25 protein-coding genes and 1 pseudogene are annotated in these 23245 nt (G+C 69.3%); 4 read left to right on the plus strand and 22 right to left on the minus strand.

What is annotated here, in order from left to right; all coding sequences use genetic code 11:
* Positions 1-82 precede the first annotated feature (82 nt).
* Positions 83-1195, plus strand: a complete 1113-nt coding sequence (locus ACIRON_RS04820; RefSeq protein ID WP_402989644.1) for an LOG family protein — start codon at positions 83-85, stop codon at positions 1193-1195.
* Here ACIRON_RS04820 and ACIRON_RS04825 read toward each other — a convergent pair.
* The 6 genes and pseudogenes from ACIRON_RS04825 to ACIRON_RS04850 all read right to left on the minus strand — a co-directional run bounded on the left by ACIRON_RS04825 (position 1170) and on the right by ACIRON_RS04850 (position 6308).
* Positions 1170-2330, minus strand: a complete 1161-nt coding sequence (locus ACIRON_RS04825) for a glycosyltransferase family 4 protein (protein WP_402989646.1) — start codon at positions 2328-2330, stop codon at positions 1170-1172. The two genes, ACIRON_RS04820 and ACIRON_RS04825, sit on opposite strands and share 26 nt — an antisense overlap.
* A 285-nt stretch (positions 2331-2615) precedes the next feature.
* Positions 2616-2783: pseudogene (locus tag ACIRON_RS04830) on the minus strand (23S rRNA (adenine(2503)-C(2))-methyltransferase RlmN); the annotation flags it as partial.
* Positions 2784-2842: 59 nt separating this feature from the next.
* The gene (gene panB / locus ACIRON_RS04835; RefSeq protein WP_402989649.1) at positions 2843-3736 is read right to left on the minus strand and encodes a 3-methyl-2-oxobutanoate hydroxymethyltransferase; all 894 of its coding nucleotides are present in this window, start codon (positions 3734-3736) and stop codon (positions 2843-2845) included.
* A gap of 79 nt (positions 3737-3815) precedes the next feature.
* Positions 3816-4808, minus strand: a complete 993-nt coding sequence (locus tag ACIRON_RS04840; RefSeq protein ID WP_402989652.1) for an MBL fold metallo-hydrolase — start codon at positions 4806-4808, stop codon at positions 3816-3818.
* A complete protein-coding gene (locus ACIRON_RS04845; RefSeq protein ID WP_402989655.1) occupies positions 4805-5587 on the minus strand; it encodes an enoyl-CoA hydratase/isomerase family protein in 783 nt (260 codons plus the stop codon). The genes ACIRON_RS04840 and ACIRON_RS04845 overlap by 4 nt, the downstream gene beginning before the upstream one ends.
* A 100-nt stretch (positions 5588-5687) precedes the next feature.
* Positions 5688-6308 carry a LysE family translocator gene (locus ACIRON_RS04850; protein ID WP_402989658.1) on the minus strand — a complete coding sequence of 207 codons (621 nt, stop codon included), beginning with the start codon at positions 6306-6308 and terminating at the stop codon, positions 5688-5690.
* A gap of 88 nt (positions 6309-6396) precedes the next feature.
* On the opposite strand from ACIRON_RS04850, the gene ACIRON_RS04855 reads away from it, so the two are divergent.
* The gene (locus ACIRON_RS04855) at positions 6397-6852 is read left to right on the plus strand and encodes an Lrp/AsnC family transcriptional regulator (RefSeq protein ID WP_402989661.1); all 456 of its coding nucleotides are present in this window, start codon (positions 6397-6399) and stop codon (positions 6850-6852) included.
* A gap of 257 nt (positions 6853-7109) precedes the next feature.
* On the opposite strand, the gene rlmN is transcribed toward ACIRON_RS04855, so the two are convergent.
* From rlmN to rpsB, 7 genes are all read right to left on the minus strand, one after another.
* Positions 7110-8228: a 23S rRNA (adenine(2503)-C(2))-methyltransferase RlmN gene (gene rlmN / locus ACIRON_RS04860; protein WP_402989957.1), complete on the minus strand. Its 1119-nt coding sequence runs from the start codon at positions 8226-8228 to the stop codon at positions 7110-7112.
* Positions 8229-8349: 121 nt separating this feature from the next.
* Positions 8350-8748: a hypothetical protein gene (locus ACIRON_RS04865; protein WP_402989663.1), complete on the minus strand. Its 399-nt coding sequence runs from the start codon at positions 8746-8748 to the stop codon at positions 8350-8352.
* Positions 8749-8906: 158 nt separating this feature from the next.
* Positions 8907-9815: a phosphatidate cytidylyltransferase gene (locus ACIRON_RS04870; RefSeq protein ID WP_402989666.1), complete on the minus strand. Its 909-nt coding sequence runs from the start codon at positions 9813-9815 to the stop codon at positions 8907-8909.
* 223 nt (positions 9816-10038) lie between these two features.
* Positions 10039-10593 carry a ribosome recycling factor gene (frr, locus tag ACIRON_RS04875; RefSeq protein ID WP_218131437.1) on the minus strand — a complete coding sequence of 185 codons (555 nt, stop codon included), beginning with the start codon at positions 10591-10593 and terminating at the stop codon, positions 10039-10041.
* 61 nt (positions 10594-10654) lie between these two features.
* Entirely contained in the window at positions 10655-11368 is a 714-nt protein-coding gene (gene pyrH / locus ACIRON_RS04880; protein WP_378727855.1) for a UMP kinase, read from the minus strand.
* Positions 11369-11535: 167 nt separating this feature from the next.
* A complete protein-coding gene (tsf, locus tag ACIRON_RS04885; RefSeq protein ID WP_091049737.1) occupies positions 11536-12345 on the minus strand; it encodes a translation elongation factor Ts in 810 nt (269 codons plus the stop codon).
* A 49-nt stretch (positions 12346-12394) separates the two neighbouring features.
* A complete protein-coding gene (gene rpsB, locus ACIRON_RS04890) occupies positions 12395-13309 on the minus strand; it encodes a 30S ribosomal protein S2 (RefSeq protein WP_402989669.1) in 915 nt (304 codons plus the stop codon).
* A gap of 423 nt (positions 13310-13732) precedes the next feature.
* Between rpsB and ACIRON_RS04895 the strand changes: the two genes are divergently transcribed.
* A complete protein-coding gene (locus tag ACIRON_RS04895; RefSeq protein ID WP_402989671.1) occupies positions 13733-14356 on the plus strand; it encodes a murein hydrolase activator EnvC family protein in 624 nt (207 codons plus the stop codon).
* Here the strand turns inward: ACIRON_RS04895 and ACIRON_RS04900 are convergent.
* The 9 genes from ACIRON_RS04900 to rplS all read right to left on the minus strand — a co-directional run bounded on the left by ACIRON_RS04900 (position 14275) and on the right by rplS (position 21733).
* Positions 14275-14880, minus strand: coding sequence for a hypothetical protein (locus tag ACIRON_RS04900; protein ID WP_402989673.1), 606 nt, complete (start codon positions 14878-14880; stop codon positions 14275-14277). The genes ACIRON_RS04895 and ACIRON_RS04900 overlap by 82 nt on opposite strands.
* A 249-nt stretch (positions 14881-15129) precedes the next feature.
* On the minus strand, positions 15130-16092 hold the full coding sequence (locus ACIRON_RS04905; protein WP_402989675.1) for a tyrosine recombinase XerC: 963 nt from the start codon (positions 16090-16092) through the stop codon (positions 15130-15132).
* Between the two features lie 28 nt (positions 16093-16120).
* Positions 16121-17293 (minus strand): DNA-processing protein DprA, encoded by a 1173-nt coding sequence (gene dprA, locus ACIRON_RS04910; protein ID WP_402989678.1) that lies wholly within the window; start codon positions 17291-17293, stop codon positions 16121-16123.
* Complete coding sequence (locus ACIRON_RS04915) at positions 17290-18873, minus strand: YifB family Mg chelatase-like AAA ATPase (protein WP_402989681.1); 1584 nt, start codon at positions 18871-18873, stop codon at positions 17290-17292. Before ACIRON_RS04915 ends, dprA begins: the two co-directional genes overlap by 4 nt.
* A complete protein-coding gene (locus ACIRON_RS04920; RefSeq protein ID WP_091050102.1) occupies positions 18873-19238 on the minus strand; it encodes a YraN family protein in 366 nt (121 codons plus the stop codon). The genes ACIRON_RS04915 and ACIRON_RS04920 overlap by 1 nt, the downstream gene beginning before the upstream one ends.
* A gap of 139 nt (positions 19239-19377) precedes the next feature.
* On the minus strand, positions 19378-19686 hold the full coding sequence (locus tag ACIRON_RS04925; RefSeq protein ID WP_045550889.1) for a DUF2469 domain-containing protein: 309 nt from the start codon (positions 19684-19686) through the stop codon (positions 19378-19380).
* 28 nt (positions 19687-19714) lie between these two features.
* Positions 19715-20407 carry a ribonuclease HII gene (locus ACIRON_RS04930; RefSeq protein ID WP_256328699.1) on the minus strand — a complete coding sequence of 231 codons (693 nt, stop codon included), beginning with the start codon at positions 20405-20407 and terminating at the stop codon, positions 19715-19717.
* Complete coding sequence (gene lepB, locus ACIRON_RS04935) at positions 20404-21306, minus strand: signal peptidase I (protein WP_402989686.1); 903 nt, start codon at positions 21304-21306, stop codon at positions 20404-20406. Before lepB ends, ACIRON_RS04930 begins: the two co-directional genes overlap by 4 nt.
* A 76-nt stretch (positions 21307-21382) precedes the next feature.
* On the minus strand, positions 21383-21733 hold the full coding sequence (rplS, locus tag ACIRON_RS04940; RefSeq protein WP_091050100.1) for a 50S ribosomal protein L19: 351 nt from the start codon (positions 21731-21733) through the stop codon (positions 21383-21385).
* 267 nt (positions 21734-22000) lie between these two features.
* Here rplS and ACIRON_RS04945 point away from each other — a divergent pair, with 267 nt between their 5' ends.
* Complete coding sequence (locus ACIRON_RS04945) at positions 22001-23221, plus strand: Fic family protein (RefSeq protein WP_402989689.1); 1221 nt, start codon at positions 22001-22003, stop codon at positions 23219-23221.
* The last annotated feature ends 24 nt before the right edge of the window (positions 23222-23245 follow it).

The raw sequence follows: 23245 nt of genomic DNA on the forward strand, positions 1-23245 counted from the left end.
GGGCGGGGCGCCCCCCGCGCCCCCCCCCCCCCCCCCCCCCCCCCCCCCACGTAGGTGACGGCTCGGCATTAGGGTGACGGCCATGAAGCATCACCGGGGACGCCGCGTCGACATCGAGTCGGTCGAGGAGCTGGACGGACGGGTGGCGGCGGGGGCGGGGAGTCTGCGGGGATGGCGGCTGCGCGCGCTGGATCTGACCTCGCGCTCCGAGACCCTGCGGGACACGGAGCTCGCCGGGGCGACGTTCCTGGATTGCGCCTTCGCGCCCGGGGACGGCAACTACGCCGAGGACGAGGGCGCGTTGGTGATGCCGGTGATCCCGGAGACGCCGGTCGACGTCCACCGATCGAAGCTCTACACCGCCGAGGAGCTCTACGACGACCCGGTCTACGCCCGGAGCCTGGACGCGAGGGCGTACGCCTGGCGGCAGCAGCCGCTCGATGCCGACGACCTGCTCGCGATCACCCTCCACGACCACGCCATCGACACCGCCCTGGAGGCCTGGGTGCGGGCGCGCCGCGACGAGGGCACGAGGATCGTCGGGGTGATGGGCGGGCATGCGCTGCAGCGCGGCGAGGAGGGCTACGCGTCCGCTGCCCGCCTCGCCCAGCACCTGGCGAGCCGTCACGTGATCGCCACCGGCGGTGGCCCGGGAGCGATGGAGGCGGCCAACCTGGGCGCCTTCCTCGCCGGGGCCTCGAAGAAGGTTCTGGAGGATGCGCTCGAGTCGCTGGCGGCGGTGCCGTCGTTCCGGCCCTCGATCCGTGCGTGGGCGCAGGTGGCCCTCGACGTACGCGACCGGGTGGAGGGCACGCCCGGAAGGTCGCTGGGGATCCCGACCTGGCACTACGGGCACGAGCCGCCCAACGTCTTCGCCGGAGCGATCGCGAAGTACTTCCGCAACGCCACCCGCGAGGCCGTGCTGCTGGAGGTCTGCGACGGCGGGATCGTCTTCCTGCCCGGAGCCGGCGGCACCGTGCAGGAGATCTTCCAGGACGCCTGCGAGAACTACTACGCCGACGCGAGCGCGGTCGCGCCGATGGTGCTGGTCGGGCGCAGCTACTGGACCGAGGAGCTGCCGGTCTGGCCGCTCCTGCAGGCCCTCGCCCGCGGTCGCGCGATGGAGGGCCACATCCACCTCGTCGACACCGCCGAGGAGGTCCTCGAGGTCATCGCGGCCGACGCGCCCGGATGACGTCGCGGTAGTGGTCGACCAGGGCGGCGTTCACCGCGCCCCAGGACTTGTGCGCGACGCTCTTGCGGGCCTCGCGTCCCATCCGCAGCCGCAGCTGCGGGTCGTTGTGGAGCAGCGCGACGTGGGAGCCGAGATCGTCGCGGCTGCCCGGCTCGTAGAAGAACCCGGTGACGCCGTCGGCGACCAGGTCCAGCGGCCCACCCGATCGCGGCGCGACGACCGGGACCCCGGAGGCGAGCGCCTCCTGGACCGCCTGGCAGAACGTCTCGTGGGAGCCGGTGTGCGCGAACACGTCGAGGGAGGCGTACGCAGCCCCCAGCTCCTCCCCCTGCAGCACACCGAGGAAGGTCGCGTTCGGGAGCAGCTGGCGCAGCTCGCGCTCCTGCGGTCCGCCACCGACGAGCACGACCTTGTACGCCGGGTTGTGGGCCAGCGCGGTCAGCAGGTGGAGCTCCTTCTCCTGAGCGAGGCGGCCGACGTACCCGACGATGGTCTCCCCCTTGGGCGCGAGCTGCGCGCGCAGGTCGTGGTCGATGCGGCTCGGGTGGAACAGCTCGACGTCGACGCCTCGCGGCCACAGCCCGGTGCGCTGTACGCCGAGACCCTCCAGCTGGGTCAGGGCCGACGAGCTCGGCGCCAGGGTGCGGTCGGCCGCCGAGTGCGCCTGACGGGTGAGCATCGCCGCGGCCTGCGGGCCGCCGACCGCCTTGTACTTGTCCCAGAAGCCGACCAGGTCGGTCTGGTAGATCGCCACGCTCGGGATGCCGAGCTCCTTGGCCACCAGCACCGCCTGCCGACCGAGCAGCGCGGGTGAGGCGACGTGGATGACGTCGGGGCTGAACCGGCGCATCACCGCCCGCAGCTTGCGCCGCGTCTCGAGGCCGACGCGGAAGTCCTTGTAGACCCAGAACGTAGCGCCCCGGGTCCGGGTCACCGGGAACCCGGCGTACTCGGTGGGCCCGGTGGGGGCCACGACCTCGACGGTGTGGCCGTCGACCGCGAGATGCTCCAGCACGCGGCGTACGGAGTTCGTCACGCCGTTGACCTGCGGCAGGAACGACTCCGTGACGATGAGGACACGGAGCGGCTCCGAGTTGGCGGCGACCAGCGGGACCCGATCGAGGCTGATGCTCATGTTCCTGATCGTGAGCGCCGTCCGGCAACGCGACCCCCGACTTGGTTGACGCGTCGGTGAACCTCCCGTGGCCAGAACTCCGTGCCGGGCGACAGATAGTCCAGGCGGTGTCATCAGCGGAAACGCCGCATGACCCTCAGAAATCTGTCACCGCACCTCGGTCGGCGACAGAAGCCCGACAGCCGGCGTTCCTAGGCTCGCAGGATCGCGATGTGCTGAGACGCACATCGTGACAAGGGGGACGTACGCGGACCGGTCCACAACCGGGCCCGGTCCGCGTACGTGCTACTCGGCGGCGGCCAGCTGGCCGCAGGCGCCGTCGATCTCACGGCCGCGGGTGTCGCGGACGGTGGTGGAGATGCCCTTGGCCTCGAGGCGGCGTACGAACTCACGCTCGTCGGCGGGGTCGGAGGCGGTCCACTTCGAGCCAGGAGTGGGGTTCAGGGGGCACAACATGAATTGAGGTGCGCGCTGGACGACGCCTGCGGGCCGCAGAGCACTGCGGCGGGGTGTCAGAACGTGTTTTCCGGACCGGGGAATGCGCCGGTCTTGACGTCGTCGGCGTAGCGTCGTGCAGCGTTGAGTAGTAGGCCGTGAATGTCGGCGTATTGGCGTACGAAGCGTGGCAGCCGGCCGGTGTTGAGGCCGAAGGCGTCTTGCCAGACTAGGACTTGGGCGTCGGTGTGGCTTCCTGCGCCGATGCCGATGGTCGGGATCGAGAGATCTCGGGTGACTTGCTCGGCCAGGTCGGCGGGGATCATCTCCATGAGGACGGCGAACGCTCCGGCGTCTTGGACTGCATGGGCGTCAGCGAGGACGCGGGCGGCCATGTCGCCGCGGCCTTGGACGCGGTAGCCGCCGAGTGCGTGTTCGTGTTGCGGGGTGAATCCGATGTGGGCGCAGACCGGGATCCCGCCTCGGGTCAGGCGTTGGATCTGCGGCAGCACCTCCGCGCCGCCCTCGAGTTTGACTGCCGCGACACCCGCTTCCTTCATGAACCTGGTCGCGGTGGCGTAGGCCTGTTCGGGCGAGGCCTGGTAGGAGCCGAACGGGAGATCCCCCATCACGAGGGCCCGTGTGGCGCTGCGGGCGACGGCCCGGGCCAACGGCAGCAGTTCGTCGACCGTGATGGGTATCGAGTTGGGATGGCCGTATACGACCCCCGAGGCGCTGTCGCCGACCAAGAGCACGTCGATCCCGGCTTCGTCGAAGACCTGCGCGGTGGAGGTGTCGTAGGTGGTGAGCATCGTGAACTTCTCACCGCGTTCTTTCATCTCACGCAGATGGTGGGTTCGGATGCGTCGCGCTGGTGGATGTGTAGACGAGGTGGCCGCAGAGCCGTAACGGCTCGGCTCCTCGGCGGCAGTTCGCGCGGCCGGGTTGCTGGCGACTGGACGACTGGTCATGGGCGCGTTTCCTTCGTGTGGTCGAGGCTCTGAGAGGAGTCCCCGCCGTTGTCGGATGGTGAATGATCGGCCGACGGTGTCAGCCTGCGGCCTCTCTTCTGGGAGGTGGCCACGCACGTGGGAAAGGAACGTCGAGTCTGTGCTGTTCCACGGGCTCGTGGGGCGCAGCGGCGAGGATGCGTCCGTCGCCGATGACGGCCGCGCCGCTTCGCAACATCGAATCGAGGAGCTGGTCAGCGATGTCGTCGGTGGTACGACGCAGCAGTGCCGCGGCGTCCTTGAGCCAGGGCTGCCGGTGCAGGTACGACTCCACCTCGCCGGTCGCGACGCCGTCACGGATCATGAGCGCGAAGGCGAAGATGCGGCGTGCCCCGTACCAGACGGCGCCTTCCGGGTCGTCGACCAGACGTTGGGCCCGCCGCTGGGCCTGGCCCAATGCGGCTTGGGTGTCGACCGGGATCGGGCCGTGGGCGGTCAGCAGAACGCGTGGACGCAGGTCTGCCATCCGGGCGAGCGAGGCTACCGCGGCGCGGGTCGCCTCGGGGCCGTCCGTGGCAAGGCTGACCCAGCCGACGTCGTAGTCGGACAGGGCGTCTCCGACTACCAGAAGTCGCTCCTCGGGCTGCCATAGCGCCAGGTGACCAGGCGTGTGCCCCGGGGTGGCCACCACCTCCCACTCGGCGTTGCCCAGCGTGAGGATGTCACCATCCCCGAGGGCCTCGTCCACGTCGTAAGGCGGGACTGGCTGGTCGAGGTACTCCGCTGCGCAGCATCCGGGGTCACGGCGCGAGAGGGCATCAGCATCAGGCATGCTGGCGGCGATGCCTGCACCGCGTCGTTGCAGCAGCGCATTGCCGCCGACGTGGTCTGAGTGCCAATGGGTGTTGACCACGCGGTGGAGGCGGCTGGTGTGTCGCTCCGTCCAGGCCGCGGTCCGGTCGGCGTGCCCGACGAAGCCGCTGTCAACGAGTGCGGGCTCGCGCCCGTCGAGGAGGAGCAGGTTCGCGTCGGGGAAGGGGCGTTGCTCCCAGTGCACCCAGTCCGGGAGCTCGTGCCGCCCCTTCGTGCTCACCACGGGGCGTCCGCGTTCTTGAGCTGCTTCCAGTAGCGGCGGTGTGCACGCCTGGCGTCGGCGCTGGTCATCCCGTCGGGCAGCTCGCGGTCCTGCGAATCGGCGAGTGCCGCGATGTCGCGCAGCGCTGGCGCCTGGAGGGCGCGTTTGGTGTAGGCGTACTGATCGAGGCAGTCCTCGGGAGTCAGCTCGGCGATCGCGACGGAGCGTTCGAGCAGCTCGTCGGCCGAGACGAGGTCGTGCACGACGCCCATCGTATGGGCCTGGGCAGCCGTGAAGGTGTCTCCGTGGAGGCTCAGCCGCGCGGCGGTCGGCTCTCCCCACGCGTACTGGAGCATTCGTAGGTAGACCGCCGGCATCGGGATCCCGATGGGGACCTCGTTGATACCGAACCGGGACACCTCGTCCTCGACGGCGATCCGGTGGTCGCACACTGCGGCGGTGATCAGGCCACCGGCGAACGCGTGTCCATTGACGGCGGCGACGGTGGGGCGCGGGTAGGTGAACAGCCGCATGTTGGTTGCGCGGTAGTCGCTGAACCAGGTCGCCACCGCGTCGCGGTCACCGGCGAAGAGTGGGAAGTGCTCGCCGAGATCCAGTCCGGCAGAGAACCGCCCGCCCGTGCCGGTCAGCACCACTGGGGAGTCGGGGTGGTCATTCTCGAGGGTGTCGAACGCGTCGTGGAGGTCTGCGAAGAACGCCCGGTTCTGGGCGTTGACCGGGTTGGTGTTCATGGTCACCACCGCCACTCGGCCGTCTCTCTCGATGGTCCAGGTCATAAGTGTCCTTCCGTGTCGTCGGTCTCACTGTGGCGTGGTTGGTCCAGTGAGGGCACCCCCGGACGAGGGTTGCGACCGCTATCCGCATAGCTCAGGTCGTTCAGATGGCGACCTGTTCGAACAGCAGAGCGGTGCCGATGACCACCATCGCTGCGGCCGAGACCCGGCTGACCGCTCGGGCGGCGGTGGGTCGGGCCCGGAGCACCAACTGTGCGCCGGTGCCGACGAGCAGGTAGACGACGGCACAGTTGACGACATGAACCAGGCCCAGGCAGAGGATCTGTGCCCCGACCGGCCAGGACTCGTTCCGGTCGGTGAACTGAGGGAGCAACGCCAGGAAAAGGAGGTACACCTTCGGGTTCATGCCGCTGACTCCGAAGCCCTTCGCCAGCAGACTCAGCCACGATGAATGGCCAGGAGCATCAGCCTCCTCGGTCGCGTGCGGCTCAGCAGGATGGAGCCAGCCGCGCACTCCCATCCAGATCAGATAGGCAGCGCCGACGACCGTGATCACGGCCAGGGCTATCGGGGCACCGGCAAGAACCGCCGCGATCCCGGCTGCCACCGCCACCGTCGCAGCCACATGACCGCTGAGCAGCCCGGCCACCGCAACCGGCACGTTCGAACGTCGTAGACCCGCGTCGATCACGTAGGCCCAGTCCGCACCCGGCGTGAGCACGAACAGCGTCGACACTACCCAGAACGCTGCTACGAGTCCCATATCCACAGTCGGCAGACTAGGTCGAAAGCCGCGAAAGGTGTTCCCAACTTTCCCTCTGTTCGCGCCGTCTTGTGGAAAGATCAACCGCGTGGACGCCGTTGACAGGAAGATCCTTGCCGAACTTCAGCAGGATGGTCGGCTCACAGTGACCGAACTCGCCGAACGAGTGCAGCTCAGCCTGTCCCCATGCCATCGCCGGGTCCGCGGCCTCGAGCGCTCAGGCGCGATCGCCGGCTACCGCGCCTACCTCGATCCGCAGGCGCTGGGGCTCACCTTCGAATCCCTGGTGTTCGTCACCATGACCTCCGCGGATCGCGCCACCCTCGACGCCTTCGAAGACGCCGTACGCGAACTCCCGAACGTCCTCGAGGCACAGCGACTCTTCGGCGACCCCGACTACCTCCTCCGCGTCATAACCCGCGACCTGCCCGCGTTCCAGCAGCTCTACGACGACCACCTCGCGACTCTCCCTGGCGTCCAGAGACTCACCTCAACCCTGGTGATGAAGACGGTCGCTGAGAATCGGCCACTCCCGTTGCAATAACACGAGATCGCCATGCGGTGGGGTCTGCACTCCATCGCGAGACCGGACTGCTCGCACGGCCGGGCGAAGGAGGTATCCCGAGCATCAGCGATTGCCACAGGTCGGCCAGTTGCGTGTGGCCCTCCAGTTCAAGCGACGCGTGGCCTCAACGCGGCACAATATGAATCAGAGTGCGCCTTGACCAGCGTCCCGATGTGTCAAGCCGCCCACCGTTCCCTCCGACGAGCGGTGGCGACCCGGCCCGGTCCGCGTACGTGTTACTCGGCGGCGGCCAGCTGGCCGCAGGCGCCGTCGATCTCACGACCGCGGGTGTCGCGGACGGTGGTGGAGATGCCCTTGGCCTCGAGGCGACGTACGAACTCGCGCTCGTCGGCCGGGTCGGAGGCGGTCCACTTCGAGCCAGGAGTGGGGTTCAGGGGGATCAGGTTGACGTGGACCCAGCCCCAGTCGCCGTAGGAGTTGAGGACGTCGGCGAGCAGGTCGGCGCGCCAGCCCTGGTCGTTGATGCCGCGCATCATCGCGTACTCGATGGAGACGCGGCGCTTCGTCACGCGCGCGTAGTTCCAGGCGGCGTCGACGGTCTCGGCGACCGAGAAGCGGGTGTTGATCGGGACGAGCTCGTTGCGCAGCTCGTCGTCGGGGGCGTGCAAGGAGAGGGCGAGGGTGACCGGGATGCCCTCCTCGGTGAGCTGCTTGATCCGGGGCACGAGGCCGACGGTTGAGACGGTCACGTGGCGCGCCGAGAGCCCCAGGCCCTCGGGCGCCGGCGAGGTGAGGCGGCGGACCGCGCCCATCAGCGCCTTGTAGTTGGCCATCGGCTCCCCCATGCCCATGAAGACCACGTTGGAGAGACGACCGGGGCCGCCGGGGATCTCGCCGCTGGCCATCTGCCGGGCAGCGACGACTACCTGGTGGACGATCTCGGCCGTCGACATGTTGCGCTCGAGACCGCCCTGGCCGGTCGCGCAGAACGGGCAGGCCATGCCGCAGCCGGCCTGGGAGGAGATGCAGACCGTGGCGCGGTCGGTGTAGCGCATCAGCACCGACTCCACCAGAGCGCCGTCGAAGAGCTTCCACAGCGTCTTGACGGTGGTGCCCTTGTCGGCCTCCTGCTGACGGATCGGCGTCATCAGGTCGGGCAGGAACGTGTTGACGAGCTCTTCTCGCTGGTTGGCGGGAAGGTCGGTCATCTGGGCGGGGTCGTCGACCAGCCGCTCGAAGTAGTGCACCGAGAGCTGCTTGGCCCGGAACCCCGGGAGCCCTGCCTCCTTCGCCGCGTCCTGACGGCCGGCCAGGTCGAGATCGGCCAGGTGGCGCGGCGGCTTTCCGCGGCCCTTGGGCGGCGCCATCACCAGGGGCAGGCGGCGCCCCTCCATCGCGGCGGCCTCGGCCTCAGGACTGTGCGGGGCCGGTACGTTCGCAGGATCGGGCTCGGTCACTGCTTCATTGTCCCACCGGGGTGCTGCCTACGGCTAAACCTGGATCCGGCCCGCCCGGTCAGCCCGTCTTCAGCAGGATCCAGAAGACCAACGCGCCGACACCGACCACCACCAGCACGGTCAGGATGATCCCCAGCCAGACGAACTCGGCCAGGCGGCGGGTCTTGCGCGGGATGAGCAGGGCCAGAGGCACCAGCAGAGTCAGCGCCACCCACGGGAACAGCTCCTCGGCCCGCTCCTGACCGAGCACCCACGCCAGCAGGGCGCCCCAGGTGCCGGGCACCAGGATCGCGTACGCCAGGCCGATGTAGAAGCCGACCAGGGCTGCCACGGTCGGGTGCGAGTCGTGCAGCCACGCCCACACGCCGCCGGACCCCGAGGACTCCTCCTCCGGGCCGTGATCTGCCTCGACGTCTGGATCGGGGTCCACGTCGAGGTCCGCGGGACGCTGGGTCACTCTTCAACGGTAACGCTGAACCAGGTCATCCTTGGTAAAGAATCGCTGCCGCGACGAACTCGACCCAGCCGGGTCGAGCTCCCAGTGCTCCGCGGCGACGCCGCGCACCTTGGCGGGTCGGCCGTGGCGTACGAGGAAGAGCATCAGGCAGGGCCGGGTCAGAAGACGGCGTAGTGAAGGATCAGCCAGACCGGGGCGACGGTCGCCAGGAGGGAGTCGAGGCGGTCCATGATGCCGCCATGGCCGGGGATGATCTGGCTCATGTCCTTGAGGCCGAGGTCTCGCTTGATGACCGACTCGACGAGGTCGCCCAGGACGGCCATCACGCAGGCGACCACGCCGAGCGCGACACCGATCCACCAGGATGCGTCGAGCAGCCATACGACCAGACCGACGCCGGTGGCGACGGTGAAGACCACCGAACCGGCGAAACCCTCCCACGACTTCTTCGGGGAGATCACCGGCGCCATCGGGTGCTTGCCGAAGAGGACCCCGGCCACGTAGCCGCCGATGTCGGACATGATCGTGAGCAGGACCCAGACGATGATGCCGCGTACGCCGTCGTCCGAGAGGCCGCCCGAGGTCCAGCCACCGCCCTCGCCGAGCATGAGCGCGACGAACGAACCCAGGAACGGCAGGTAGAACAGGGTGAGGACGGAGGCCGCCGAGGTGCGTACGTAGCCGTCGACCCCACGCCGCAGCACCCACAGCATGATCACCAGAGCGGTGACCGCGGTCGCCGTCACCAGCGCGTCGGAACCGAAGAAGTACGCCGCCAGGACCATCAGCGTGCCGCCGATCATCAGCGGCTGCTCGGGGACGTCCATGTCCTTGGCCATCAGGCCACGGTGGAGTTCCCAGACCGCGGCCACGACACAGCCGACGACGATCAGCATGAACGCCGTCTTCACGAACATCAGGCTCAGCGCGATCGCGACCAGGAGGACGACGGCGGAGCCGATCGCCGCGGGCAGGTTGCGGCCGGCACGGCCGTAGTCCTTCTTCGGCGGCTCGGAAGCCGCGGAAGAAGATGACGGCGGAGTCTGGGTCACTTGTGGTTCAGCCATTCATCCGTGGGTGTTGGTCAGCGGTGGACCATATCGGGAAACCGACTGGATCTCGACACGCGGTCACGCCTTCGCAAGCTCAGGCGTGCGCTGGTGCCCTTCGGGCACTTTACTTCCTCGCTCGGCGCGAACGGACGAGCAAGCTCGCCGTTCGACCTCACTCGGTCGTCACGCTCGATCTTTTCGCGCTGTTGCCCTGCGACTCCGTCGCAGGGCAACAGGCTCAGACCTCGAGCAGCTCGGCTTCCTTGGACTTGAGCAGCTCGTCGATCGCCTCGGTGTGCTTCTTGGTGAGGCTGTCGAGGCGCTTCTCGGCACCGGTGACGTCGTCCTTGCTGGCCTCGCCGTCCTTCTCGAGCTTCTCGAGACCCTGCTTGGCCTTCTGGCGCACCTGGCGAACCGAGACGCGACCCTGCTCGGCCTTCTCCTTGGCGAGCTTGATGTATTCCTTGCGGCGCTCCTCGGTCAGCTCCGGGAAGACCGCACGCAGGATCTTGCCGTCGTTGGACGGGTTGACACCGAGGTCGGAGTCGCGGATCGCCTTCTCGACGTTGGCCATCGCACCGATGTCGAACGGGGCGATGTTGATGATCCGCGGCTCGGGGCTGGTGAACGAGGCGAGCTGCTGGATCGGCGTCGGGGTGCCGTAGTAGTCGACCAGGATCTTGCTGAACATCTGCGGGGTCGCCCGGCCGGCACGAATCGTGGCGAAGTCCTCACGCGTGGAGTCCACCGACTTCACCATCTTGCTGTCGGCCTCGTTGAGGATGTCGTTGATCACCGGATGCTCCTGTGCGCTCGTAAGTGTTGTGGGTGTGTGGCGTGTGGGCTCGTGCCGCTCAGCCAGCGGTGACGAGCGTACCGATCTTCTCACCCTGGACGATCCGGTAGACCGCCCCCTCGTCCTCCGCACCGTAGACGACGATCGGCATCTTGTTCTCCATGCAGAGGGCGAACGCGGTGGCGTCGGCGATCTTGAGCTGCTTCTGCAGCGCCTCGCCGAAGGTGATCTCATCGTACTTCGTCGCCGTCGGGTCCTTCTTCGGGTCGGCCGTGTAGACCCCGTCGACGCCGTTCTTGGCCATCAGGACGACCTCGGCGTGGACCTCGAGGGCGCGCTGGGCGGCGACGGTGTCGGTGGAGAAGTAGGGCATCCCGGAGCCGGCGCCGAAGATCACGACGCGGCCCTTCTCGAGGTGACGCATGGCCTTGCGCGGGATGTAGGGCTCGGCGACCTGGCCCATCGTGATCGCGGTCTGCACGCGGGTGTCGACACCCTCCTTCTCGAGGAAGTCCTGCAGCGCGAGGCAGTTCATGACGGTGCCGAGCATGCCCATGTAGTCGGCGCGGGACCGGTCCATGCCGGCCAGCTGGAGCTCGGCGCCGCGGAAGAAGTTGCCACCGCCGACGACGATCGCGACCTGCACGCCGGATGCGGCGACAGCGGAGATCTCCTTGGCGATCGAGGCGACCACGATGGGGTCGACACCGACCTCGCCACCGCCGAAGTTCTCTCCGGACAGCTTGATCAGGATGCGCTGGTAGCGGGTCATGCCGTGGCCTTTCCTGGGGCGACGTCTTGCGGGGTGGTGCATGCGGGGGTGGCGTACGAAAGGGCCGGTCCGATGATCACCATTCGGTTCATCGGACCGGCCCCTTTCGTCGTACGTTGCTGCTCAACCTAACCGATCGCGCGCTGTTCGCGCGGAATCAGGCTGGTTCAGGCGCCGACGTCGAAGCGGGCGAACTGCTTCACCTGCGTGTTGGCGGCGTCGAGGACCTGCTTGACGGACTTCTTCGACTCGAAGACCGACTCCTGGTCGAGCAGGACGATCTCCTTGAAGAACGCCTTGATCCGACCCTCGACGATCTTGGCGACGGCAGCCTCGGGCTTGCCCTCCTCGAGCGTCTTCTTGGTGAGGACGTCCTTCTCGGCGTCGACCACGTCGGCCGGCACCTCGTCGGAGGTGAGGTACTGCGCCTTGAGCGCGGCAGCCTGCTGGGCGGCCTGCTTCGCGGCCGCCTCGTCACCCTCGTAGGCAACCAGGACGCCGAGGCTCGGCGGCAGGTCGGAGGCCTTCTTGTGCAGGTAGACCGTGGTCTCACCCTCGAAGTAGGCCACCTGGCCGAGCTCGATCTTCTCGCCGATGGTGCGGGCGAGCTCCTCGACGGTCTCGCCGACCGTCTTGTCGCCGAGCGAGACGGCCTTGAGGGACTCGAGGTCGTTGGCCTTGTTGGCGTCGGCAGCCTCGGCGATCTGCTGGGCAGCAGCGACGAAGCCCTCGTTCTTGGCAACGAAGTCGGTCTCCGAGAGGAGGCTGACCAGGGCGTTGCCGGACGCGGCGACGAGGCCGGCCGAGGTGGTGCGCTCCGCGGCGCGGGCGGCGGCCTTGGCCGTGCCCTTGACGCGAAGGATCTCGACAGCCTTGTCGAAGTTGCCGTCAGCCTCGTCGAGCGCCTTCTTGCAGTCCATCATGCCGGCCTGGGTCAGCTCACGGAGCTTCTTGACGTCGGCAGCGGTGTAAGCCATGTGTGTCTTCCTCTGACTTGTTAAGTGGCTCTTGGGTGGACGATGAGGCTCAGGCCTCGGCCGGGGCCTCAGGGGTCTCGGCGGGGGTCTCCTCGGCCGGAGCCTCGGTGGCCTCAGCAGCCTCCGCGGCGGGGGCCTCCGCGGCGGGGGCCTCCGCGGCCGGGGTCTCCTCGGCCGGGGTCTCCTCGGCAGCCGGGGTCGCCAGAAGCTCGCGCTCCCACTCGGCCAGCGGCTCCTCGGCGGTGGCGCCCTCGGTGCCCTCGGTCTTGCCACCGGAGCGGGCGATGAGGCCCTCGGCGACGGCGTCGGCGACCACGCGGGTCAGCAGGCCGACCGCGCGGATGGCGTCGTCGTTGCCCGGGATCGGGAAGTCGACCTCGTCGGGGTCGCAGTTGGTGTCCAGGATGCCGACGATCGGGATCCTGAGCTTGCGAGCCTCCTCGACAGCGAGGTGCTCCTTCTTGGTGTCGACGATCCAGACGGCGGACGGGGTGCGGCCCATCTCGCGGATGCCGCCCAGGGTCTTCTCGAGCTTGTCGCGCTCCCGCTTCATCTGCAGGAGCTCCTTCTTCGTGCGGCCCGAGCCGGCGACGTCGTCGAAGTTGACCTCGTCGAGCTCCTTGAGGCGGTTGATCCGCTGGTGCACGGTCTGGAAGTTGGTGAGCATGCCGCCGAGCCAGCGCTGGTTGACGTAGGGCATGCCGACGCGGGTCGCCTGCTCGGCGATGGCCTCCTGGGCCTGCTTCTTGGTGCCGACGAACATGATCGTCCCGCCCTTGGCCACGGTCTCCTTGATGAAGGCGTAGCTGCGGTCGATGTAGGCCAGCGACTGCTGCAGGTCGATGATGTAGATGCCGTTGCGGTCGGTGAGGATGAACCGCTTCATCTTCGGGTTCCAGCGACGGGTCTGGTGTCCGAAGTGGACGCCGCTCTCGAGGAGCTGGCGCATGGTCACGACTGCCATGATGTTTTTTCTCCTAGGTGGTGGCCCGCGCGTGCACCGCTGGTGGCTCGACCTTGCGTTTTCTCGAGGTCGGGCGGGTGCTGGCGTGAGCCGGTCGGTTTTCAGTTTCGCGCCCATCGGTGGTGATGGGCCCTGACGCCTGCACGCGGTCCGACCTGAGCATGCTGCTCGGGACTGAGGGCCGCGCCCGCGGGCGACCGGCGTCTCGGAGCGAGGCACCGTCGCGGTCTGCTGGCGTGCGAAGTCAGCCCACAGGGGGCTGCCGGTCCAAGACTAGCCGCCGACCGGGTTCTCGGGCCAATCCTCCGTGACCAGCTCCGGCGCGGGCCGATCAGTGTCCACAGGGGTGTCTCGGGAGAGGGTTGTCCACAGGACGTACGACGCTCGTTGTGCGGGTCCTCGATCCGGGGTTGTCTGCTCGTCATGACCTCGTACCGCCTCTCCGACCGGGCCCGCGCCCTCGTCGCGGCCCTGTTCCTCGTCGTCCTCATCGCCCCGGCAAGCCCAGCCCTCGGAACGCCACGTGCCGAGGTGGCGCCGTCCGGCGCCGCGCTGGGTGGGGCTGTGGGTCACGACGAGGGTCCGAGCCCGGTCGGAGAAGCCGACGAGGTCCCCCGAGGCGTGTGGCCGCTGGCACCCCAGCCGGAGGTCGTGCGCCGCTTCGCCCCGCCAGATGCTCCGTGGGGTGCGGGTCATCGCGGCGTGGACCTGGCTGGGTCTCCGGGCGCGGTCGTACGCGCCGCGATGGCTGGGACGGTCGCCTTCGTCGGACTGATCGCCGGCAAGGCGGTGGTGACCGTCGATCACGGAGCCACTCGGACCACCTATGAGCCGGTCGCAGCCACCGTGGCCGTCGGCGACCCGGTCGCGGCCGGAGCGCCGTTGGGCCGGCTCGGTATCGCCGGCTCCCACTGCTTCCCGGCCTCCTGCCTGCACTGGGGCTGGATCCGCAACGCCGACGATGTCTACCTCGACCCGCTGCTGCTCGTCGACGCGCCGGAGCCGGTCCGACTCCTCCCCCTCTGGCGTAGCGACCCGGTCAGGTAGCCCGACTCACCGAACCGCATCCGTCCCCAGGGTTTGTAGACGGACAAGACGACGGCGATCGTGAGGGCGGTCAGCGAAACGGCCGGCGGGAACCGAAGGTTGCTGACGTCGCCGGTCAGCTCGCCGGTCGCGGCCAGGACCTCGCCGATGATCCGCACCTGCTCCATGCCCGGCATCAGGACGAAGAGGATCAGCGCCACCAGCACGATGTTGACGACCAGCTTCACCGCGACCCACCAGAACCGCACCAGCCCCCACTTGCTCCCCCAGCCGAGCACCAGCCCGGTCGCCAGCACGATCAACCCCGCCGCGAGCATCGGACCCGCGAGATAGGTGCCGATCACCTGCAGCGCCAGACCGCGGTCGGCGGCGTCGCCCGATCCGGAGCCGACCGCGGCCATGATGCCGACCACCACGTCGATGCCGAGCCAAGCTCCCACCCCGAGGAGATGGAGCACGAGCACTGCCTTGCGTACGCCGGGCCGGAGCCGCGCTGGCCTGTTGGTCCTCGAGTTCCTGGTCATGCCCTCAGACTGGCCGGGCACCGCCGTCCCGGCGTCCGCGCGACCGCGGTGACTGCGTACGCGATCTGGCGTAGGCACCGCCGAGTCGGCAGTTGTGGCGGCCGAGAAGTGAGTTGTGGGCCGCGAAAGTCGAGTTCCGTCACCCACAACTACGGTTTCGGCCACCACAACTGCCAACTCGGCCGACCTAACTGCCGACTCGGCCGACCTAACTGACGACTCGGGCGACGCGGGTGACGTCTCGGCGGGTCAGGCGCGGGGGTGGGCCTGGCGGTAGGCCTTGCGGAGCCGGTCGCTGCTGACGTGGGTGTAGATCTGGGTGGTGGCCAGGCTGGCGTGGCCGAGGAGCTCTTGGACCGAGCGCAGATCGGCGCCACCCTCGAGGAGGTGGGTGGCGGTGCTGTGGCGCAGTCCATGGGGGCCGAGGTCGGGGGCGCCGGGGACGTCGGCGAGGCGGCGGTGGACGAGGGTGCGTACGGCGCGCTGGTCGAGCCGGCCGCCGCGAGCGCCGAGGAACAGGGCCGGGCCCGAAGACTCGGTGACCAGCTGCGGGCGGCCACGGACGACCCAACGGTCGAGCGCCCGCACCGCGGGGCCGCCGAAGGGCACCATCCGCTCCTTGCGGCCCTTGCCGAGTACCCGGATGACCCGGCGCTCGTAGTCGACATCGTCCAGATCGAGGCCGACGAGCTCACCGACGCGGGCGCCGGTCGCGTACAGCATCTCCAGCAGGGCGATGTCGCGCATCCCCACCGGTGTGCCGTCCTCGGCCGCGGTGATGGCGGCGGCGATGAGGGACTCGACCTCGTCGGGGCGCAGTACGGGCGGAAGCGTGCGGTGGGCTTTGGGCGAGCCGAGCGCGGCACCGGCATCGACCTGCGCCCGGCCGGTTCGGACCAGCCATCCGCAGAAGACCCGGGCCGCGGTGGCCCTCCGGGCCAGGGTCGTACGTGAGTGGCCGGTCGTCTGCTGTTTGGCCAGCCAGCTGCGCAGCGTGCGCAGGTCGATCGACTCGGGCTCGGTTCGGCCCATCCGGCCGGCGTGGTCGAGGAGGCTGCCGATGTCGCCCAGGTAGGCCCGGACCGTGTGGTCGGAGAGGCCGCGTTCGGCGGCGAGGTGTCGCTCGTAGTCCCCGAGCAGCGCGGCGTAGACCTCGGGGAGCTCCTCTTCCGTGGACCCGTCTTCCGGGTCCACGTCGGGATCAGCGCTCACCGAGCCAGGATAGGTGTTTGCCCAGTCCTCACGTGCGAGCCGCGCCCGGGGCCAGCTGCCACCCGTCAGGGAACCGCTCGGCAAGACCGAGCGCTTCGAGTCGCGACAGCGCGGTGCCGGCCGTCTTCGGGTGCAGGCAGGCGGATCTCGCGATCGCGAGCTGTGAGGAGGGGCTACCGACCGGGACCGCGTCAAGGACCTGCTTCTCGACGGAGGTGAGCGAGTCGCGGCGGCGTACTGGGCCTCGGGGTTCCTCGGGGACCGCCTCGCCCATGTCGCCGACGAGCTCGCGCACGTCGAGACCGTCGGTCACCAAGACGCCTTTCCCGCTGCGGACCAGCTCGTGGGTGCCGACCGAGGTCATCGCGCCCACCTGACCCGGCACCGCCATCACGGGTGTGTTGATGCTGTAGGCCCAGTGTGAGGTGTTGAGGGAGCCGCTGCGCGCTGCGGCCTCGACGACCACGGTGCCCCGGGCGAGGGCCGCGATGATCCGGTTGCGGGAGAGGAATCGATAGCGGGTGACGGGGAACCCGGGCGCGATCTCCGAGATCACCGCTCCGGTCTCGGCGATCGCGTCGATCAGGCGCCGGTGGCGTAGCGGGTATGGAACGTCGACGCCACCCGCGAGTACGGCGACGGTGCTGCCCGGCGGCCCGGTGAGCGCGCCCCGGTGAGCGGCCGCGTCGATGCCGACCGCTGCCCCGGAGACCGTCACGAAGTCGTTGACCGCGAGATCTGCCGCGATCCGCGCCGCGGCGTCGGCGCCGTAGGCGGTCGCGTCCCGGGACCCGACGATGGCGACCGACCGGTCGAGGTCGCTGAGCAGGAGCGGCCCGCGCACCCACAGACCGAAAGGCGTGCCGGTGCGGTATTGAAGGGGCTCCTGCCCAGCGAGCCGCTCGACCTGAGCGGGCCACTCCTCATCGCCTGGGATGACGTAGCGGAACCCGGCGTTGGTCGCCCGCTCCAGGTCGCGGTCGGGGTGGATCTGGGCCAGCCGCAGCCTCGCTTCGAGGCCGTCGTCGCCGAGCTCGGGATCCTCCTCCGCAAAGCGCTGGTAGACCTCGGTCGCGGTGGATCCCACCATGCAGGTGTCGAGCAGCGGGGTGCCGGGCTCGATCAGCTGGGTCAGCGCGATCCGGGCCAGGCGCTCGCGCTCGAGGTCGGTGAAGGTCGGTGCGACGGGCGCCGCGGTCATGCCGACCTCCCCTCGAACGCCGACACCGTGAGCGAGCCGCCGTTGCGCAGCGCAAGCGCGGTCTCGGTCTCGGTGACCCCCGGCCAGTCGACCCCGGCGAGGTCGGCGACCGTCCACGCGAGGCGATGGACGCGCACCGCGCCGCGACGGGTCAGGACGCCGGAGAAGATGCGCGAGTCGATGAGCGCTTCGGCCGATGGCGGCAGCGGCCAGTTGTCGCGCAGCGCGATCCCGCTGGCCTGCCCGTTGAGCCGCCAGCCGAAGTCGGCGTAGCGCTCGCGCTGACGGCGCCTGGCAGCGGTGACCCGTTCACGGATGTCGGCGCTGGTCTCCGAGCCCCACGGGTCGTGGTTCTGCTCGGACATCGGTCGCAGCGTGCGGATGACGTCGATGCGGTCCGTGATCGGTCCGGAGACCTTGCGCGCGTAGGACTGGCGCTCGTTGGGCCGACAGATGCAGCCGTCCTTGGTGACCGAGGCGTCGAAGTTGCCGCACGGACACGGGTTGGCGGCGAGTACGACCAGAGCGCGCGCCGGCAGCGTCACCGACTCCTCGCCTCGCGACACCGTGATGTCGCCGCTCTCCAGCGGCTCGCGCAGGCACTCGATGACGTCGCTCTTGAACAACGGGAACTCATCGAGGAAGAGCACGCCGGCGTGGGACAGCGAGACTTGGCCCGGACGGACCCGGCCGGTGCCACCGCCGACGATCCCGGGTTTGGAGGCGTCATGGTGCGGGGCCGCGAATGGCGGCCGGGTCAGCAGCCCTCGGTCGACGTCGAGCACCCCGGCCAGCGACTGCACCGCCATCACCTCCAGCGACTCCTCACGGGAGAGATCGGGCAGGATCGTCGGGATCCGCTCGGCGATCGAGGTCTTCCCGCAGCCCTTCGGTCCCTTGAGCAGCAGGTGGTGTCCGCCGGCGGCCGCGACCTCGACCGCATAACGGGTCTCGGGCATGCCACGAAGGTCGGACATGTCCATGTCGTCGAGCCTGCGGTCACCCCGCCAGCCGAGCAGGCTGCCGCCGGTGCCGGTGGCGACCGGCGGCGCGTCGGGCACCGGCTCGCCGCGCAGCTCGGCGACCACCTGGCCCAGCGACCGGAACCCCAGGATCTCCATCCCTGGCACCATCCGCGCCTCGGCCACCTGCGGCTCCGGCACCACCACCCGAGCGATCCCGGCGTGGGAGGCGGCGAGCACCATCGGGAGCACACCGGAGGTCGGCCTCAGCCCACCGTCGAGCGCCAACTCCCCGATGAAGACCGTGCGTTCCAGCCCGGTCGTCTCGAGCTCGCCGCCGGCCGCGAGGATCGCCAACGCCATCGCGAGGTCGTAGTGCGACCCGCCCTTCGGCAGGTCGGCCGGCGAGAGCAGCACCGTGATCCGCTTGGTCGCGGGCCATTCGAGGTCCGAGTTGATGATCGCCATCCGCACCCGGTCGCGACCCTCGGCCAGCACGCTGTCGGCACGCCCGACCAGCGTCACTCCGACCAGACCGGGCGAGACATCGGCCTGCACGTCGACCAGGTGACCGACCGCGCCTCGAAGGGCGACGCCATGAGCTCGCGCGTATCCCATCACAGGCCCCTGACGTGATCGACCAGCGCCGAGCCACGCGGCGCGTGCATCACCGCGACGAGATCGATCCGGATCCCCGGAGCGCGCACGTCGTGCTGCTCCAGCCAGGCGATCGCCAACCGCTTGAGCCGGTCGAGCTTGGTCTTGTCGACTGCCTCGTGCGGAGTGCCGCACCCGTCATGGCTGCGGGTCTTGACCTCGCAGACGACGAGGGTGTCGCCCTCGCGCAGGACCAGGTCGATCTCCCCGTCCGTGCATCTCCAGTTGCGGTCGAGCACGGTCATGCCCGCCTCGACCAGGTGCCTCTCGGCGACCGATTCGCCGTAGTTTCCCAGCGCGATCCGCGCCGGCGCCGTTGAACTCATCATGGACCTCCTGCCATTCGGCTTCGAGGTCCAGACTCATCGCGGGCACCGACAATCCGGGCTGGGTCCGGGGCGCCTGGGGATAACCCCGGATCGAGATCGCCCTGTGGACAGAAACTGGCCCGAGATCAGCCGGCAATCAGTCCAACGGCTGGTCGATGTCGGTCGGGTTGAGCGTCTCGACGTTGACGTCCTTGAAGGTGAGCACCTTGACCGCCTTCGCGAACCGGGCCGGCCGATACATGTCCCACACCCAGACGTCGTTCATCGAGACCTCGAAGTAGACGTCCCCCGAGTCCGTACGCGCCCGCACGTCGACCTGGTTGCACAGATAGAAGCGGCGGTCGGTCTCGACGACGTACTTGAAGATGCCGACCACGTCGCGATACTCGCGGTAGAGGGTCAGCTCCATCTCGGTCTCGTACTTCTCGAGATCCTCGGCGCTCATGGCATCGCTCGCTGACCCTCGCTCATGCCTAGGACTCTAGGGCCAACTCGCGGGAAGTTCCGGGAAGACTCCACGAGCGCCGGTGATATGCCGACGGCCCCAGGCGCTCCAGCGCGGCGATGTGGGCGGGCGCGGAGTAGCCCTTGTTGTCGGCCCACGCATACTCCGGGAACTCCGAGTGCAGCGCGACCATCAGCGCGTCGCGCGACGTCTTCGCCAGGATCGAGGCGGCGGCGACGGCGGCGCACTTCATGTCGGCCTTGATCATCGTCGTCACCGGCGGCACCTCGACCTCCTCCACCATCGCCGAGACCTCACCGAAGAGCCCCTCCTGCACGGGCGGGGTCAGATAGTTGTGGTTGCCGTCGAGCAGCAGGGCATCAGGACGTACGTCCAGGGCGTTCAGCGCCCGCTGACCGGCCAGCCGCATCGCGGCCATGATCCCGACCTCGTCGATCTCTGAGGCCAGCGCGTGACCGACGGCGGAGTCGACGGCCCACCGGCGCACCTTCGGCGCGAGCATCTCGCGAGCCTCGGGAGTGAGCAGCTTGGAGTCGCGTACGCCCTGGGGTGCTGTGCGGGTCACCGCGGAGATCACCACGATCCCGATCGAGACCGGCCCGCAGAGCGCGCCACGCCCCACCTCGTCGACGGCACCGAGATGGGTGACGCCCTCGCGCAGCATGGACCGCTCGACTCGCAGGGTGGGCGCACTGCTCACTGTGAAGGCACGTCCTCGAAGCTCTCGGGCCGGTGGATCCACTTGGCCCGGTCCAGGGGCCAGCCCAGCGCCACGACCTTGCCGACCACATTGTCCTCCGGCACCCAGGGCACCAGCGCGCAGTCGGTCTCGTTGGCCGTGCACATGTGCACGGTCGAGTCGGCCGAGTTGGCCCGGTTGTCGCCCATCACGAACAGCGAACCCTCCGGCACCGGACCGGCCTCCCAGTGGCGGTTGCCGGGCATCGGCCCGAAGCACTCGCCCTCCTTGTTGGGGCGGCCGCACTTGGTCTGGGAGGGCCGGGCGTACGGCTCGTCGATCGGGACACCGTTGACGATCAGCCGACCCTGCTTGTCGCAGCACTCGATGACGTCGCCAGGGACCCCGATGACACGCTTCACCAGGTGGCCCCCCTCGGGGTAGAGGCCGATGACCGCGAGCGCCTTGCCGAAGATGTTGCTGGGGCCTGCCGACTCATCGACACCGAGCCAGGAGCCCGGGTCGGAGAAGACCACGACATCGCCGCGCTGGGGCGTGCCGGCGAGCCAGTAGGAGGGCTTCTCCACGAGCACCCGGTCGTCGGTCGCCACCGACGGGCCGCCCTGCAAGCCGGGCTCCATGGACTCCGAGGGGATGTAGAAGGCCTGCACGAACAGGGCCTTCACGACGACCGCGACCAGCACCGCCAGCACGACCAGGACGATGCCCTCCTGCCAGGCCGACAGGCGGTGCTTGTGTTCCTCCTCGCGGCCCGGGCCCTTGGCCGGGCCCGGCTGCTCAGAGGCCCAGCGCGGGGCCTGAGGAGAAGACGAGAACGACCGCGATCCCCCTGTCTCGGGCCCGTCCCAGCGGGCCTGGGGCCCTACGCCGACGGAAGGATCGCGGTCGTTCGAAGTCACGCGGTGAGTCTAGAGACTCCCTCCACAACGAGCCTCATCGACTCGCAATGCTCAGGAAACCCTCAGACCTCTCGGCTCACGCCTCGCGGCGCTCCTTGATCTTCGCCTTCTTGCCGCGCAGGTTGCGCAGGTAGTAGAGCTTCGCGCGACGGACGTCACCGCGGGTGACGACCTCGATCTGCTCGAAGATCGGGGAGTGCAGCGGGAAGGTGCGCTCGACACCCACGCCGAAGGAGACCTTGCGGACGGTGAAGGTGCGGCCGATGCCGGAACCGTGGACGCGGATCACGACGCCCTGGAAGACCTGGACGCGGGACCGGTTGCCCTCGACGACCTTGACGTGCACCTTGACGGTGTCACCGGCGCGGAACTCCGGCAGGTCGTCGCGCTTGGAGGCGTTGCCGACCTCAGCGAGTACGTTGCTCATCATTTCTCCTCACGCTCGCCACAGGCCGATCGCGGTCATCCATGCCCCTGTTGGGGCGATCTTTGGCGGTGGTCCAGCCACGCTGGCCGGCGGCGTACGGTTCCCCCTGTGGCAGGAGCCCGTCGCGACACCTCCGGGTGTCATCTTCGGAGCGTGCTTCGGCCGACTGGACCGGCTCACAAGTCTGCCACAGTGCCGCAGGCCGCCGGGAATCGAGACCGCGCGGAGCGCGGAGACGTACGCAGCGTACGCGCGCCCCGTGCGAGGATGCCCCCCGTGACCGACACCGACTGGCCACCGCACACCTACGTGACGCGCCCCTATCGGCAGCGGATCCCGCGCGGTCCGCGCGTGGATCGGCTGCTCCGTGAGGTCACGGTGGCGCTGCCGCCCCACATCGCCGATCTCGACCTGGCGCTGGAGCGGCCGGTGGCGGCGATGACGACCGCCAGCGCGGGCGCACTCCGTCATCTCGACCTGGTCCACGGCCGGGCGATGGACGGGCTCAACCACCTGCAGCTGCGCACCGAGGCGATCGACTCCTCCAAGATCGAGCACGTCGAGGCCAGCATGGCCGACTACGGGCGGGCGCTGCTCGGCATCGGCGCCAACTCCTCGGCGACCTCGATGGCATCCGCGACCCAGGCGATGCAGCGGCTGATCAGCGAGGCCGACACCACGCGCAAGATCACCTCCGACGCGATCCTGCGCGCCCATCGGGACCTGTTCGGACGCCATCCTGACGAGGCGGCCAACGCCGGCAGGTTCCGCGTCGTGCAGAACTGGGTCGGCGGCTCCGACTACGCGCCCCGCGACACCCTCCACGTGCCACCTCCGCCGGAGACGGTCGTCGACTACATCGAGGACCTGGTCGCCTTCGCCAACCGCGACGACCTCTCCCCCATCGCCCAGGCGGCGATCGTGCACGCCCAGTTCGAGTCGATCCACCCCTTCATCGACGGCAACGGCCGGATCGGTCGGGCGCTCATCCACGCCGTGCTCCGGCGACGCCGCGCCTCCCGGCACCTGGCCGTCCCGATCGCCTCGGCGCTCGTCGCCCACCGCGACCGCTACTTCGCCGCCCTCAACGACTACCGGGCCGGCACCGCGGCCACGATCATCGCCATGCTCGCCGCCTCGACGACGATCGCGACGACGGAGTCGTGGAAGACGGCCGAGACGCTGGAGAGCATCCGGGGTGGCTGGGGCGAGGCGGCCGGTGGCCCACGGCCCGGGTCGGCTGCGTACCGTCTTCTCGACCTGCTCACCGAGGAGCCCATCCTCAACGCCGAGCTGGTCGCCAAGAGCCTCGGGATCGAGAACGCCGAGGAGACGATCGACGGCCTGGAGCGGGCCGGGACCCTCACCCGCGCCAAGGGCACCCGCCGCTCCCCCGTGTGGGTCGCGCCGGCGGTGCTGGCCGAGATCGAGGACCTCAGCGCCCGCATCCAGCACCAGGCCCGGCAGCTTCCGTACGGCCCTCGCTGAGGCTGTTCGTCCAGGAAGGTATGC

Origin of the sequence: Nocardioides sp. NPDC101246, assembly GCF_044767415.1 — a bacterium.
Lineage (GTDB): Bacteria > Actinomycetota > Actinomycetes > Propionibacteriales > Nocardioidaceae > Nocardioides.